Source organism: Leifsonia sp. NPDC077715, from assembly GCF_040686855.1.
GTDB lineage: Bacteria > Actinomycetota > Actinomycetes > Actinomycetales > Microbacteriaceae > Leifsonia.
The window spans coordinates 216,409-230,588 of record NZ_JBFBOG010000001.1; the positions used below are offsets into that span (position 1 = coordinate 216,409).

14 protein-coding genes and 1 riboswitch are annotated in these 14,180 nt (G+C 72.4%); of the genes, 10 read left to right on the top strand and 4 right to left on the bottom strand.

The annotated features are described in order from the left end of the window. The 3 genes from gcvT to AB0P25_RS01045 form a co-directional block, all read right to left on the bottom strand. On the bottom strand, positions 1–1,185 hold the full coding sequence (gene gcvT, locus AB0P25_RS01035; RefSeq protein ID WP_363804880.1) for a glycine cleavage system aminomethyltransferase GcvT: 1,185 nt from the start codon (positions 1,183–1,185) through the stop codon (positions 1–3). A 163-nt stretch (positions 1,186–1,348) separates the two neighbouring features. Then, positions 1,349–1,441: riboswitch (glycine riboswitch) on the bottom strand. A 65-nt stretch (positions 1,442–1,506) separates the two neighbouring features. Continuing rightward, positions 1,507–1,857: a hypothetical protein gene (locus AB0P25_RS01040; RefSeq protein ID WP_363804881.1), complete on the bottom strand. Its 351-nt coding sequence runs from the start codon at positions 1,855–1,857 to the stop codon at positions 1,507–1,509. Next, a complete protein-coding gene (locus AB0P25_RS01045; protein ID WP_363804882.1) occupies positions 1,850–2,131 on the bottom strand; it encodes a hypothetical protein in 282 nt (93 codons plus the stop codon). Before AB0P25_RS01045 ends, AB0P25_RS01040 begins: the two co-directional genes overlap by 8 nt. Before the next feature lie 154 nt (positions 2,132–2,285). Here AB0P25_RS01045 and AB0P25_RS01050 point away from each other — a divergent pair, with 154 nt between their 5' ends. From AB0P25_RS01050 to AB0P25_RS01095, 10 genes are all read left to right on the top strand, one after another. Further along, positions 2,286–3,017, top strand: a complete 732-nt coding sequence (locus AB0P25_RS01050; RefSeq protein WP_363804883.1) for an NUDIX domain-containing protein — start codon at positions 2,286–2,288, stop codon at positions 3,015–3,017. Beyond that, the gene (gene nadA / locus AB0P25_RS01055; RefSeq protein ID WP_363804884.1) at positions 3,014–4,309 is read left to right on the top strand and encodes a quinolinate synthase NadA; all 1,296 of its coding nucleotides are present in this window, start codon (positions 3,014–3,016) and stop codon (positions 4,307–4,309) included. Before AB0P25_RS01050 ends, nadA begins: the two co-directional genes overlap by 4 nt. 1 nt (position 4,310) lies before the next feature. Next, positions 4,311–5,864: an L-aspartate oxidase gene (nadB, locus tag AB0P25_RS01060; protein ID WP_363804885.1), complete on the top strand. Its 1,554-nt coding sequence runs from the start codon at positions 4,311–4,313 to the stop codon at positions 5,862–5,864. After that, positions 5,858–6,712, top strand: coding sequence for a carboxylating nicotinate-nucleotide diphosphorylase (gene nadC, locus AB0P25_RS01065; RefSeq protein WP_363804886.1), 855 nt, complete (start codon positions 5,858–5,860; stop codon positions 6,710–6,712). The genes nadB and nadC overlap by 7 nt, the downstream gene beginning before the upstream one ends. Next, positions 6,709–7,851 (top strand): cysteine desulfurase family protein, encoded by a 1,143-nt coding sequence (locus AB0P25_RS01070; protein ID WP_363804887.1) that lies wholly within the window; start codon positions 6,709–6,711, stop codon positions 7,849–7,851. Before nadC ends, AB0P25_RS01070 begins: the two co-directional genes overlap by 4 nt. 129 nt (positions 7,852–7,980) lie before the next feature. Further along, positions 7,981–9,465 carry an MDR family MFS transporter gene (locus AB0P25_RS01075; protein ID WP_363806214.1) on the top strand — a complete coding sequence of 495 codons (1,485 nt, stop codon included), beginning with the start codon at positions 7,981–7,983 and terminating at the stop codon, positions 9,463–9,465. 87 nt (positions 9,466–9,552) lie between these two features. Continuing rightward, positions 9,553–10,125 carry a peroxidase-related enzyme gene (locus AB0P25_RS01080; protein ID WP_363804888.1) on the top strand — a complete coding sequence of 191 codons (573 nt, stop codon included), beginning with the start codon at positions 9,553–9,555 and terminating at the stop codon, positions 10,123–10,125. Next, positions 10,122–11,219 (top strand): ADP-ribosylglycohydrolase family protein, encoded by a 1,098-nt coding sequence (locus tag AB0P25_RS01085; protein WP_363804889.1) that lies wholly within the window; start codon positions 10,122–10,124, stop codon positions 11,217–11,219. The genes AB0P25_RS01080 and AB0P25_RS01085 overlap by 4 nt, the downstream gene beginning before the upstream one ends. Beyond that, positions 11,212–12,156, top strand: coding sequence for a PfkB family carbohydrate kinase (locus AB0P25_RS01090; RefSeq protein ID WP_363804890.1), 945 nt, complete (start codon positions 11,212–11,214; stop codon positions 12,154–12,156). The genes AB0P25_RS01085 and AB0P25_RS01090 overlap by 8 nt, the downstream gene beginning before the upstream one ends. A 10-nt stretch (positions 12,157–12,166) precedes the next feature. Further along, positions 12,167–12,523: a DUF488 family protein gene (locus AB0P25_RS01095; protein ID WP_363804891.1), complete on the top strand. Its 357-nt coding sequence runs from the start codon at positions 12,167–12,169 to the stop codon at positions 12,521–12,523. Between the two features lie 12 nt (positions 12,524–12,535). Here AB0P25_RS01095 and aceB read toward each other — a convergent pair whose 3' ends face one another. Next, positions 12,536–14,170 carry a malate synthase A gene (aceB, locus tag AB0P25_RS01100; protein ID WP_363804893.1) on the bottom strand — a complete coding sequence of 545 codons (1,635 nt, stop codon included), beginning with the start codon at positions 14,168–14,170 and terminating at the stop codon, positions 12,536–12,538. Positions 14,171–14,180 lie beyond the last annotated feature (10 nt).

The window sequence follows — 14,180 nt, forward strand, 5'->3', positions numbered from 1 at the left end:
CTAGCGCTTCTTTCTGCTGTAGAAGGGGAGGGCGGTGACGGTGAACGGGAGGCGCGTGCCGCGCACATCCACGTGGAGCACGGTGTTCTCGCGTGCGAGCTCGGGGGCGACGTACGCCATCGCGATCGGCACGCCCAGCGTCGGCGACAGCGCGCCCGACGTGACCACGCCGACCTCCGCGTCCTCGCCGTTCGCGGTGTCCTTCGCGAAGACCGGGTAGCCGGCGCGCGCGGCGCGCTTGCCCTCGCCGACGAGGCCGACGAGCACGCGGGCCTCGGGATGCGGCCCCTCCTCGCTGGCGGCGCGGCCGATGAAGTCGGTGTCCTTCGCGAGGTTGACGACCCGGCCGAGACCCGCCTGCGCGGGCTTCGTGTCGAGGCCGAGCTCGTGACCGTACAGCGGCATCCCGGCCTCCAGGCGCAGGGTGTCGCGCGACGCGAGGCCGGCGGGGACGAGGCCGAGGCCCTGCTCGGTGCCGGCCTCGGTCAGGGCGTCCCACAGCGCGCGGGCGTTGTCCGGAGCGACGTACAGCTCGAAGCCGTCCTCACCGGTGTAGCCGGTGCGGGCGATGAGGACGGGGTGCGTCTGGAACAGCGCGGGAAGCGACCAGTAGTACTTGAGAGAGGACAGGCGCTCGCCGAAGTCCTCGCCGTCGAGTGCTCCGTCGTCGGCGGCCAGGCCGTCGGTGGCGAGCAGGACGGACAGCGCGGCCGGCCCCTGGACCGCGATCAGCGCGATGTCGTCGGACTCGTCGAAGACCTCGACGTCGAACGGGGAGGTGCGGTCGCGCAGCTCCTGCGCCACAGCATCCCGGTTCGAGGCGTTGGCGACGACCATGTAGCGGTCGTCGCCGGTGCGGTAGACGACGAGGTCGTCGACGATGCCGCCGGCGCGCGACAGCAGGAGGCTGTACTTCGCCTGGTCGATGGCGAGGGCGGACAGCTTGCCGGCGAGCGCGTAGTCGAGCGCTTCGCCGGCCTCCGGGCCGATCAGCACGATCTCGCCCATGTGCGAGAGATCGAAGAGGCCGGCGGCGGTGCGGACGGCGTGATGCTCGGCCAGGTCGGACGAGTAGCGCACGGGCATCTGCCAGCCGGCGAAGTCGGTGAACGAGGCTCCGGCCGCCGCGTGGGCGTCATGGAGCGGGGAGGTTCGGCCGCCGTCGGCGTCCTGGTGCGAGGTCATGAGTTCTCCGATTCGCCGGCCGTCGGCCGGGGGCTGCGGGGGCGTCGCCGCTCCCGGGAAGAACTCCCCCTCTGTCATCCGGCCTGAGAGTTTCACCGCGACCGTGGGCGCGGCTTTCACCGTGGGCGAGGGCGGCGGATGCCGTCCTGCTTTTCAGAGTGGCCAGTCCGATGCGGTACGCGTACCTGAGAGATTGTCGGGGAGGATTGCTCCTTCGGTGCCGCGCGCACGCGCGCGACTCTCCCGCATCGACCTCGTGGCCCGTGTTCAGTTGTGTGCGGCCAGCATATCCGCTCGCGCGGTGCGGCGCTCACCCACGTCTCAGCTCGCGGTCTTGTATCGCTCCAGGAGAAGGTGGACGCCCTCGCGGACGAGGTCGGCCTCGGTGCGGCCGGTGCGTTCGCGCAGCTTCGCGAGCTCGGCGAAATCATGCCGCGAGACGCGGGCCCGCACTGTCGGCGACGGTCCTTCGCCCGGCTCCCCGAGCGATGGGCGGCCTGACTTCAGCGCCTCCTGCAACGCCTCCTCGCTGCCGTACTGCTCGAGGAGGAACTCTCTGCCGGCTCGGGCGGCGTCCTCACCGAAGAGGGCCTTGCCGGTCGGCACGAGCGGGATGTTCGGATCAGTCAACCGCGCGATAAGCGCCTCGTAGTCGGTCTTGTCGTCAGTCACTTTGAGAATCCTCCCGGTATCGGCGGTACTTCGGCCCCAATGGCATCGCATGGAACACGGAGGCCTCTGCTCCCGTTCGCGCAGGGCGACGGACAAGGATTTCGAGCTCCCGATCCGTCTGCGGATGCTCAGGTCCGATGTAGAGCATGATCACGTCACCGTTGTCCTCGGTCTCGATCGGATCGACGAAGGTCGCGTTGAGCATCGCGTAGACCTGATCCTCTCGTGGCACTCGGTGCTTGTAGCTCGATGTTTCCCAGTGTGGCGGCGGCATCCCTTCACGCTATGCGACTTCTGCTTATTTTGTAGCACAAAAATACTTTCATAGCATCCGATGATCGACACCGTTTGTGCTTTTGGTCACCCCGACACTAAGATGGGTCACACGTTAGAGTCATCCTGACTCTTACCCGATCCCGGGAGCAGCCATGACGGCACGGCACGAACGCGCGAGCGCGATCCTCGCCGTGTCCACCGTGATCTTCGCGCTGCGCAGCGACGACGAGACCGGCGGCGTCCCGCAGGTGTGGCTGCCGCTGGTGCGGCGCATCCGGGAGCCGTTCGAAGGCCGGTGGGCGCTTCCCGGCGGTCCGCTGCGGGTCGGCGAAGACCTCGCGTACGCCGCCGCCCGCACCCTCAGCGACACCACGGGCCTCACGCCGCGCTACCTCGAGCAGCTGTACGCGTTCGGCGACGCCGACCGCTCCCCCGGCGCCGAGCGCGTCGTCTCGGTCGTGTACTGGGCGCTCGTGCGCAGCGAGGAGGCCGAGCGGGCGAGCGTAGGCGAGAACGTCCGCTGGTTCCCCGCCGACGACCTGCCCGAGCTGGCCTTCGACCACAACGTCATCGTCGAGTACGCGCTCTGGCGGCTCCGCACGAAGATGGAGTACTCGCGCATCGCCCACGCGTTCCTCGGCGAGCGCTTCACGCTGGCCCAGCTGCGCGGCGTCCACGAGGCCGTGCTCGGCAAGGCGCTCGACCCGGCGAACTTCCGCCGCACCATCGAGGCCTCGGGCGCCGTCGTCGCGACCGACGAGTACCTGACCGGCACGCCGCACCGCCCACCGCGGCTGTACCGCTACAACGACCGGATCGACCTCGCCGACGCGGGGCCGCTCCCCCGGCAGCAGCATCCGTTCGAAGGAAGAAGCGCACAATGACCATCGCATCGGTCGACACCACCATCCGGCTCATCGCGTCGGGCCAGCTCGACGGCGAGACCTGCACGCCCGATCTCGTCGAGGCGCCGTGGGAGTTCGACGCCCTCGCGCCGAGCTACGGTCCGGGCGCCTCGCTGGGCGACCCCATCCCGGCGAACGCACCGCGCCAGGGCGAGCTGCCCGAGGAGTACCGCACCGCGTCCGCGCAGGAGCTGGGCGACCGCATCCGCGCGGCGAAGCAGACCCTGGGCGACCGGGTCGCGGTGATGGGCCACTTCTACCAGCGCGACGAGGTCGTGCAGTACGCGGACTTCGTCGGCGACTCGTTCCAGCTCGCCAACGCCGCCAAGGCGCGTCCGGAGGCCGAGGCGATCGTGTTCTGCGGCGTCCACTTCATGGCGGAGACCGCGGACATCGTGTCGCGGCCGGAGCAGCGCGTCATCCTCCCGAACCTCGCCGCCGGCTGCTCGATGGCCGACATGGCCGATCTCGACTCGGTCGAGGAGTGCTGGGAGCAGCTCGAGGAGCTGTACGGCACCGAGCCGGACGCCGACGGCCGCGTGCCGGTCATCCCGGTCACCTACATGAACTCATCGGCGGCGCTGAAGGCGTTCTGCGGCGAGCACGGCGGGATCGTGTGCACCTCCTCCAACGCCGCCACGGTGCTGGAGTGGGCGTTCGAGCGGGGCCAGCGCGTCCTCTTCTTCCCCGACCAGCACCTGGGCCGCAACACCGCGAAGGCGATGGGCATCCCGGTCGAGCGGATGCCCCTGTGGAACCCGCGCAAGCCCTGGGGCGGCACCGACGCGTCCACCCTGCAGGAGGCCCAGGTCATCCTGTGGCACGGCTTCTGCTCGGTCCACAAGCGGTTCACCGTCGGCCAGATCGAGCACGCGCGCGCCGAGTTCCCGGGCGTCCGCGTGATCGTGCACCCCGAGTGCCCGATGGATGTGGTGGACGCGGCCGACGAGTACGGCTCGACCGACTACATCGTGAAGGCGATCCAGGCGGCCCCGGCCGGTTCGACGTTCGCGATCGGGACCGAGATCAACCTGGTCCAGCGGCTCGCGGCGCAGTTCCCGCAGCACACGATCTTCTGCCTCGATTCGGTCGTCTGCCCGTGCTCGACGATGTACCGCATCCACCCCGGCTACCTCGCCTGGGTGCTGGAGGGCCTGGTCCGCGGCGAGGTGCTGAACCAGGTGACCGTGCCCGACGCGGTCGCCGCGCCGGCCCGGGTCGCGCTCGAGCGGATGCTCGCCGCGCGTCCCGACACGACGATGGCGGCCTGACATGAGCCGCGTGGTCGTCGTCGGGAGCGGGATCGCCGGGCTGACCGCGGCCCTGCGGGCGCAGGCGCTCGGCCACGACGTCACGGTGGCGACCAAGGCGGCGCTGTCGGACGGCAGCACCCGGTACGCGCAGGGCGGCATCGCGGCGGCGCTGTTCCCGGACGACTCCGTGGCGGCCCACGTAGCCGACACGCTGCGGGCGGGAGCCGGGCTCAATGTCCGGAACGCCGTCGAAGCGCTGTGCACGGACGGGCCTGTGCGCGTGCGCGAGCTGATCGCGCTCGGGGCGGCCTTCGACCGCGACGGGGACGCGCTGGCGCGCGGACTCGAGGCGGCGCACTCCTCCGCCCGCGTGCTGCATGCCGGCGGAGACGCCACGGGGGCCGAGCTCTCGCGCGCGCTGATCGCGGCGTTGCGCGCGGCGCGCATCCCGGTCGTCGAGGGCGCGTTCCTGCAGGAGGTGCTGGTGCGCGATGGCGTGGCGGCGGGCGTGTCGCTGCTCGTCGCCGGGACGCCCGTCGTGCTCGACGCCGACGCGGTGATCCTGGCAACCGGCGGCTGGGGCCGGCTCTACGCGCACACGACGAATCCGGCGGTCGCGACGGGCGACGGCGTGGCCGCGGCCTGGCGCGCGGGCGCGGTGCTGGCGGACCTGGAGTTCACGCAGTTCCATCCCACCGCCCTGCACGCCCCGGGGGCGTCGGGCGCCGGCGCGTTCCTCGTGTCCGAGGCCGTGCGCGGCGAGGGCGCGGTCCTGCGGAACGCGGCCGGCGAGCGCTTCATGACCGACGTGCACCCGGATGCGGAGCTCGCCCCGCGCGACGTGGTCGCCCGGGGGATCGCGGTCGAGATGGCGGCGCAGGGCGGCCGACCGGTGCTGCTGGACGCGACCGCGCTCGGCGGCGAGTTCCTGGCGCGGCGCTTCCCGACGATCGACGCGGCGACCCGCGCGGCGGGATACGACTGGGCGCGGAGCCCCATCCCGGTGACGCCCGCGGCGCACTACGCGATGGGCGGCGTCGCCACCGATACGGAGGGCCGCACGAGCGTCCCCGGGCTCTTCGCCGTCGGCGAGGTCGCCTGCACCGGTGCGCACGGCGGCAACCGGCTGGCGTCGAACTCGCTGCTCGAAGGGCTGGTGTTCGCGCACCGGGCCGCTGGGGCGATCGACGGGATGTGGACCGACGGCCCGGAGTGGGTGCGGGAGGGCGCGGTCGCGGCCGTGCCCGCTGACGCGCCCCACCGTCCCTCGCGTCCCTTCTCCCGGGATCGCCTGGGGACACTGCTCTGGGACGCGGCCGGGGTCCACCGCGACGGCGCGCGGCTGACGGCCGCTGCGGCCGAGCTGGCGGCGACCGCCGACCCCACGGATGGTCCGTCGGAGGACGGCAACCTCCTCACCCTCGCCCGCCTCGTCGTCGCCGCGGCCCTCGCCCGCGAGGAGTCGCGCGGCGCGCATTTCCGCTCGGACTTCCCGCTGACCGGCGAGACCGAGCCGGCCCACACCGTCCTCCTTCCCCAGCTCTCCCGTCTCGAGGTGCCCACCGCATGCTGACCCGCCAGATCATCCAGACCGCCGTCCAGGGCGCCCTCGTGGAGGACGCGCCGTGGGGCGACCTGACGAGCCAGCTGCTCATCCCCGAGGCGGCGGTCGCGACGGCGCGGCTCGTGGCGCGGGAGCCCGGCACCTTCGCCGGCGGCGAGGTGTTCGCCGCCGCGTTCACGCTGACCGACCCGTCCGTCGAGGTCGCCCTGCACGTCGCGGACGGCGCGACGTTCGCCGCCGGGGACGCGCTGGCGACCGTGACCGGCCCGGCCCGCTCGGTGCTCCAGGGCGAGCGCGTCGCCCTCAACTTCGTCCAGCGGATGAGCGGCATCGCCACGCTGACGGCTGCGTTCGTCGCCGAGGTCGCCGGCACCTCGGCCCGGATCGTCGACACGCGCAAGACGACGCCCGGGCTCCGCGCCTTCGAGCGGCACGCCGTGCGCGCCGGCCGCGGCCATAACCACCGCTATTCGCTGTCGGATGCGGTCATGGCCAAGGACAATCACCTCGCCGTGCTCACCGCGCAGTCCGGACTCTCGGTCACGGACGCTCTGCTCCGGGTGCGCGAGCAGCTGTCGCACACGACCCACCTGGAGGTCGAGGTGGACAGGATGGACCAGATCGAGCCGGTGCTCGCCGCCGGAGTCGACACGATCATGCTCGACAACTTCACGGTGGACGAGCTGCGCGAGGGCGTCGCCCTGGTCGCCGGCCGCGCCATCGTCGAGGCGAGCGGCAACGTCAGCCTCGCGACCGTCCGGAGCATCGCCGAGACCGGCGTCGACGTGATCTCGTCGGGCGCGCTCACCCACAGCGTCCGCTCGCTCGACCTGGGACTGGACGTGGTGGTCGAGTGATCTACCTCGACGCCGCCGCCACCTCTCCGGTCCGCCGGGAGGTGCTGGAGGCGATGTGGCCGCACCTCACCGGGGAGTTCGGCAACCCGTCGAGCCACCACGCGGTCGGCGAGTCCGCCGCGCGGGCGCTGGCCGAGGCGCGGGCGTCGGTCGCCGCGTGGCTGGGCTGCCGGGCGTCGGAGGTGACGTTCACCTCGGGAGGGACGGAGGCCGACAACCTCGCCATCAAGGGCATCGCGCTCGGCGATCCGCGCGGGCGGCACATCGTCACGACGCCGATCGAGCATGAGGCCGTGCTGGAGTCGGTGGACTACCTGGTGCGGCTGCACGGCTTCACGGTGACCTTCGTGCCGGTCGGGCGCGACGGGCTCGTGGCGCCGGCGGACTTCGGGGCCGCGCTGCGACCGGACACGACCCTCGCGTCGGTGATGCTGGCGAACAACGAGGTGGGGACGGTGCAGCCCATCGCAGAGCTGGCGGCGTTGGCGCATGCGGTCGGCGTCCCCTTCCATACGGACGCCGTGCAGGCCGCCGGGTGGCTGCCGCTCGACGTCGGCGCGCTCGGGGTGGATGCGCTCACCGTCTCTGGGCACAAGATCGGCGCGCCGAAGGGCGTGGGGGCGTTGTACGTGCGCGGGCGGATCCCGGTCGAGCCGCTGGTCCACGGCGGTGGGCAGGAGCGCGGGCGGCGGTCGGGGACGGAGAACGTCGCCGGGGCGGTGGCGCTCGGTGTCGCGGCGCGGTTGGCGCTGGCCGACCGGGCGGCGCGGGCATCTGCGGCCGCGGCGGCGCGGGACGCGTTCATCGCGGGGGTGCTCGCCGAGGTCCCGGATGCGGAGCTCACCGGGCACCCGAGCTCGCGGCTGCCGGGGACGGCGTCGTTCGTGTTCCCCGCGACGAACGGCGAGGCGGTGCTGCTGGAGCTGGAACGGCGCGGCATCGTGTCGTCGAGCGGGTCGGCCTGCGCGGCCGGGAGCGAGGACGCGTCGCACGTGCTGCTGGCACTCGGCTACCCGGAGGATGTGGCGCGCACCGCGGTGCGGTTCTCGTGGGGCCCGGAGGTGGTGGCAGCAGACCTTGCCGCTGTCGCGCCGGCGGTCGGAGAGGCCGTGCGCGCGGTGCGCGGGCTCGCCGACTGAGGGCACGAATCGACCCGCCTTTATTCCCCTGTTCTGCGGACAGCGAACTTCTCCACAGTTCACATGATCGACACCCACGGTGTCGGTGGCTCTCGCTAGGTTGGACCAGTGACTGAGAAGACCTCACCCCTGACATCCGTCGACGCAGGCGACCTCGCCGCGCCCTCGGAAGCGGCCGCGCCCGTCCGCATCGCACCGCGCGACCAGCGGGTGATCTGGCTGCTGCTCGCGGCCACGTTCGTCGTGATCCTCAACGAGACGATCATGACGGTCGCCATCCCGAAGCTGATGGACGACCTGCACGTCGACGCGCTCGCGGCGCAGTGGCTGTCGACGGCGTTCATGCTGACGATGGCGGTGGTCATCCCGATCACGGGCATCCTGCTGCAGCGGTTCTCGACGCGGCAGATGTTCATCGCCGCGATGTCCCTGTTCTCGCTCGGCACGCTCTCCGCAGCGCTCGCGCCGGGCTTCATCGTGCTCGTCGCCGCCCGCGTGATCCAGGCGTCCGGTACGGCGATCATGATCCCGCTGCTGATGACCACGCTCATGACGCTGGTGCCGCCGGCGCTGCGCGGGCGCACCATGGGCAACGTCTCGATCGTGATCTCCGTCGCGCCGGCCATCGGCCCGACGATCTCGGGCCTGATCCTCAACTTCCTTCCCTGGCGCTGGATCTTCCTCATCGTGCTGCCGATCGCGCTCGTCATGCTGCTCGTCGGCATGCGCTTCGTCGAGAACGTGAGCGAGCCGAAGAAGGTCCGCATCGACGTCCTGTCGGTGATCCTGTCGGCGTTCGGGTTCGGTGGCCTGGTATACGGCCTCACGCTGTCCGGGGAGTCGGGCAGTTCGGCGTCCAACCCGCTGATGCTCTGGGGCTCGCTGATCGTGGGCGTCGTCGGCCTGGCGGCCTTCATCACGCGCCAGCTGCTGCTGCAGCGCAAGGACCGCGCGCTGCTCGACCTGCGCACCTTCCGCTACCCGATCTTCACGGTGTCGATCGTGCTGATGGCGATCACGACCGCGTCCATGTTCGGCGTGATCATCGTGCTGCCGCTGTACCTCCAGCACGTGCTGCACCTGGACACCCTGGCGACCGGGCTCATCCTGCTGCCGGGCGGTCTCATCATGGGCCTCGCGGCGCCGTTCGTCGGCCGGCTCTACGACCGGTTCGACCCGCGCGTGCTGGTGGTGCCGGGGTCGATCCTGGTCAGCCTGGTGCTGTGGGGGCTGACGATGGTCACCGAGACCACGCCGGTCGGGCTCGTGATCGCCGCGCACGTCACCATGAGCCTCGGGCTCGCGATGATGTTCACGCCGCTGTTCACCGCAGGCCTGGGCGCAGTGCCGCCGCACCTGTACTCGCACGGCAGCGCCATCCTGGGCACCATCCAGCAGGTGGGCGGCGCGGCGGGCACGGCGCTGCTGATCGCGGTGCTGACGCTGCAGTCGACGGTGCTGGCGACCGGCGGGGCGTCCGTGGATGCCGCGCAGGCCGGTGGCATCCGGGCGGCGTTCGTCGCGGGCGCGATCATCTCGCTGTTCGCGGTGGCGGGGTCGTTCTTCATCCGGAAGCCGGCCGACGTGCCGTCAGAGGTGGCGTTCGCGCACTGAGGCGACCGCGGCCCATTGCGGTCAGCGCCTCTGGCAGGCGCAGCGCGGCGGCGGCAGAATGGGGCAACCGCACCTCGAGGAGGCACCGTGTCCGTGATCCGCACACCCGAACCGTCGGAGGCGACCGGCGAGGTCGCCGCGCTCTACGCCGAGGACATCGAAGACCTCGGCTACGTCCCCGACTACACGCGGGTGATGGCCGTCAACCCCGAGGCCGTCCGGGCGTTCGAGAATCTGGTGCGGGCGATCGTCTCCCAGCTCGGCAAGCGACGGTACGAGCTCGTCACCCTGGCCGCCGCGCAGGCCCTGCACTCCCAGCACTGCCGCCTCGCCCACGGCCGCAAGTCGCTGACGATCATGGACGAGGACGAACTCGTGCGGATCGCGCGCGACTACCACGACGCCGACCTCAGCGAGGCCGAGGTCGCCATGATGCACTACGCCGCCCGCGTCGCCACCGACTCCGTCTCCCTGACCGACGCGGACACCCTGCGGCTTCGCGAGCTCGGGTACACCGACCGCGAGATCGTCGACATCACCCTCGCCGCCGCAGCGCGCAGCTACTACAGCCGGTCCATCCAGGCGCTCGGGGCCGGGGTCGAGGTGCCGCCGGGACTGAGCGAACGGCTGCGCGACGCCCTGCTGGTGGCGCCGCTGTGAGAGACAGCACCCGATCCCGGGCCCTGGCGGCGCTGCAGGGCCTGGCACTCGGCGACGCGCTCGGGATGCCCACCCAGTCCCTCGCCCGCGAGCGGATCGCCGCCGATCATGGCCGCATCCGGGGGCTCGTCGCGGCCGGGCCCCACCAGCAGATCGCAGCAGGGATGCCCGCCGGCTCGATCACCGACGACACCGAGCAGGCCGTCCTGCTGGCGCGGCTGCTCATCGACGGCGACGGCACGGTGCCGCCGGGCGTCTTCGCCGCCGAGCTCCTGGCCTGGGAGCGGGCGATGGAGGCGCGGGGGTCGCTCGACCTGCTCGGGCCGAGCACCCGGGCCGCGCTGCAGCGGCTGCAGGACGGCATGCCGCCCGAGGAGGCCGGCCGCTTCGGCGCGACCAACGGGGCAGCCATGCGCATCACCCCGGTCGGGATCGCCGTGCCGGTCGAACCGCTCGGCGGATTCGTCGACGCCGTCGTCCGGGTCAGCTCGCTCACCCACAACACGGGGCTCGGGATCGCCAGCGCGGCCGCGGTCGGCGCGGCGGTGAGCGCGGGTCTCGACGGGGCGGACGCACCGGAAGCGCTGGATGTGGCGGTCGCCGCCGCGCGGGAGGGCGCCGGTCGCGGGCACTGGGTCGCCGGCGGCGACATCGCCGCGCGGCTGGAGTGGGCCATCCCGTACCTGCTCGACCTCGCCCCGCGGGAGCAGGACGACGCCCTCGTCCGGGTCGTGGGAACGTCGGTTGCCGCACAGGAGTCGGTGGTCGCGGCGCTCTCCCTGGTCGCCCTCGCGGTGGCCGGGACGGGGTCGTCGCACCGCGACCGCCCGGGCGAGGACGAACTCGGCGCACGCCGGAACGGGATCGGCGCGACGACGTCGCCCGACGGCGACGCCGCCTGGGACGCGCTGTGCCGGGCCGCGTCCCTCGGCGGGGACACGGATACGATCGCCGCGATGGCCGGCGCCGTCCTCGGCGCGACCTGGGCCACGGACTGGCCGCGCACCGCGGTGGAGACGGTCCGCCGTGTCAACGCGCTGGAACTGGAGCCGCTGGTGGACGGCCTGCTGCGGGTGAGGAGACGACATGGCTGACGGACGCGTCATCTTCACCGGGACGGTCGTGGTCGACCTCCTCCTCCGGGTCGGCGCACTCCCCGAACGCGGTGGCGACGTGCTGGCGGAGTCATCGGGCATGTCCGCCGGCGGAGGCTTCAACGTGATGTCCGCCGCCGCGCGGGACGGCGCCGAGGTCCTGTTCGCCGGGCGCTCGGGGACGGGCCCGCTCGGCGAGGTGGTCGGCGAGGCCCTGTGGGCCGAGGGCATCGCGGTCGCCACCCCGCCCATCGAGACGGTCGACAACGGGTACTGCGTCGTCCTCGTCGACGACGACGCCGAGCGGACCTTCGTCACCGTCCCCGGCGCCGAAGGGATGCTGACGCGCGCCGACCTGGACCGCATCCGTCCCCGGGCCGGCGACGTCGTCTACGTCTCGGGCTACAGCCTGGCGCATCCCACGTCGGGTCCCGCCGTCGCCGGCTGGCTGACCGAGCTAGCGCCCGCGGCCGCGATCGTCGTGTTCGACCCGTCCCCGCTGGTCGGGTCGCTCGACCGCGAACTCCTCGAGGCTGTCCTCCGCCGCACCGACGTGCTGAGCGCGAACGCCCGCGAGGCCCGCATCTTGCGCGCGCACGCGCATCCCGCACCCGCCGCGGGAGCCCTGCGTGGGATGCTGCGCGAGGGCGGCGTCGCGGTGGTGCGCGACGGCGCGTCCGGCTGCTGGGTCGCCACCGGCGACCCGGCGCCCGCGCACCTCCCGGCGTTCCCGGTGGCGGCGGTCGACACGACCGGCGCGGGCGACGCGTTCGGCGGTGTGCTCGCCGCGGCACTCGCCCGAGGGCTGAGCCCGATGGATGCGGCCCTCCGCGCCGACGCGGCCGCCGCGCTGGCCGTCACCCGGCGCGGCCCCGCCACCGCGCCGACGGCGGCCGAGACCGACGCGCTGCTAGCCTCCCACCGCCCCGGCGCGTGACACTGGAGCCGTGTTCACCGTCAAGCGCATCTACGAGCCGGCCGCGGCCGACGACGGCTACCGCGTCCTCGTCGACCGGTTGTGGCCGCGCGGCGTCAGCAAGGACCGCGCCGGGATCGACCTCTGGCTGAAAGAGGTCGCGCCGTCCACCGAGCTGCGCCGCTGGTTCCACCAGGCCTCGACCGAAGGCGAGGTCTTCGACGAGTTCCGCGCCCGCTACGAGCACGAGCTGGACGGCAACCCGGCGGTCGCCGAGCTGCGGGACCTGGGCGGGACCCATCCACGCGTCACGCTGCTCGTCGGCGCGCGCGACCCGGAGCTGAACCACGGAAAGGTGCTCGAGGAATACCTCGAGCACCATCCGTGATCCGGTCCGCGACTACCCGGCGAGGGCCAGGCGCTCCTCCTCGGCATCGCCCGCATCCACCAGGTACCGCGCGTAGGCCGGAATCGTGAGGAAGGTCGGGAAGTCCTCGGCCAGCACCACCTCGCGCAGCACGTCCGCGGCGTCCGCGAAGCGCGAGCCGTCGGTGTCCCGTTCGCTCAGCTCCTCGTCGATCAACCGCGCGACCGCGTCCGCGTCCACGGTCGTCCCCTCGACGGTCACGACCCGGTTCTCGATCCACTGCCGCAGCAGCGACCGCGAGATCTCCGCCGTCGCGGCGTCCTCCATGAGCCCGTCGATGGCGACGGCGCCCGTGCCGCGCAGCCACGCCTCGATGTAGCGCAGCGCCACGGAGACGTTCGACCGCACCCCCGCGTCCGTCACGGTCGCGTCCGCGGAGCCGACATCGAGCAGGTCGGCGGCCGTGACCGTGACGTCGTCCCGCTGCCGCGACAGCTGGTTCGGCCGGTCCCCCAGCACCGCGTCGAACTCGGCGAGCGCCGTCGGGATGAGGTCGGGGTGGGCGACCCAGGTCCCGTCGAAGCCGTCGCCGGCCTCACGGCGCTTGTCGTCCGCGACCTTCGCGAGAGCCCGCGCGGTCGCCTCCGGGTCGCGCCGGTTCGGGATGAATGCGCTCATCCCTCCGATCGCGTGCGCTCCGCGCCGGTGGCAGGTCGCGACCAGCAGTTCCGTGTAGGCGCGCATGAACGGGACCGTCATCGTGATGCGGTCGCGGTCGCCGAAGGCGAACCGCCGGCCGCGCCCCTGGAAGGTCTTGATCATCGAGAAGATGTAGTCCCAGCGGCCCGCGTTGAGCCCGGCGCAGTGATCGCGCAGCTCGAACAGGATCTCCTCCATCTCGAACGCGGCCGGGATGGTCTCGATGAGCACGGTGGCGCGCACCGTCCCGACCGGCATCCCGATCCGCTGCTGCGCGAAGACGAAGATGTCGTTCCACAGCCGCGCCTCGAGGTGGGACTCCAGCTTCGGCAGGTAGAAGTACGGACCGCGTCCCGCATCGACCAGCGCCTGCGCGTTGTGCCAGAAGTAGAGGCCGAAGTCGGTGAGGGACGCGCTGGCGGGCGCGGTGCGTCCGCCCCGGTCGGTGAAGGAGAGGTGCTTCTCGACCAGGTGCCAGCCGCGCGGCCGCATGACGATCGTCGGCGTGTGCTCGAACGGCGTCGTGACCCGGTAGTCCTTGCCCTCGGGGCTGGTGAAAGCGAGGTCGCCGCGGGCGGCGTCGAACAGGGTCGCCTGGCCGCCGACGATGTTGGCCCAGGTCGGGCTGGTCGCGTCCTCGAGGTCGGCGAGCCAGACGCGGGCACCCGAGTTGAGTGCGTTGATCGCCATCTTGGGATCGGTCGGGCCGGTGATCTCGACGCGGCGGTCCTCGAGCCCGGGGCCCGCGCCGGCGACGCGCCAGTCGGCGTCCTCGCGGACGGCGGCCGTGGTGCTCAGGAAGCGCGGGTCGCGTCCGTTGCCGGCCTCCGCGCGGCGCCGCTGCCGTTCGGCCAGCAGTTCCTGCCGGCGTCCGGCGAAGGTCTGGTGGAGGTGGTCGATGAAGGCGATGGCCTCCGGGGTGAGGATGCGGTCGGCGCCGTCGGTGCGGGGGCCGGTGATCTCGATCATGATGATGTCT

Bases quoted from the DNA above. Each gene is read 5' to 3' on its own strand.
- gcvT (WP_363804880.1), bottom strand. From the start codon at position 1,185: ATGACCTCGCACCAGGACGCCGACGGCGGCCGAACCTCCCCGCTCCAT.
- AB0P25_RS01045 (WP_363804882.1), bottom strand. From the start codon at position 2,131: ATGCCGCCGCCACACTGGGAAACATCGAGCTACAAGCACCGAGTGCCA.
- AB0P25_RS01050 (WP_363804883.1), top strand. From the start codon at position 2,286: ATGACGGCACGGCACGAACGCGCGAGCGCGATCCTCGCCGTGTCCACC.
- nadA (WP_363804884.1), top strand. From the start codon at position 3,014: ATGACCATCGCATCGGTCGACACCACCATCCGGCTCATCGCGTCGGGC.
- nadB (WP_363804885.1), top strand. From the start codon at position 4,311: ATGAGCCGCGTGGTCGTCGTCGGGAGCGGGATCGCCGGGCTGACCGCG.
- nadC (WP_363804886.1), top strand. From the start codon at position 5,858: ATGCTGACCCGCCAGATCATCCAGACCGCCGTCCAGGGCGCCCTCGTG.
- AB0P25_RS01090 (WP_363804890.1), top strand. From the start codon at position 11,212: ATGGCTGACGGACGCGTCATCTTCACCGGGACGGTCGTGGTCGACCTC.
- aceB (WP_363804893.1), bottom strand. From the start codon at position 14,170: ATGATCGAGATCACCGGCCCCCGCACCGACGGCGCCGACCGCATCCTC.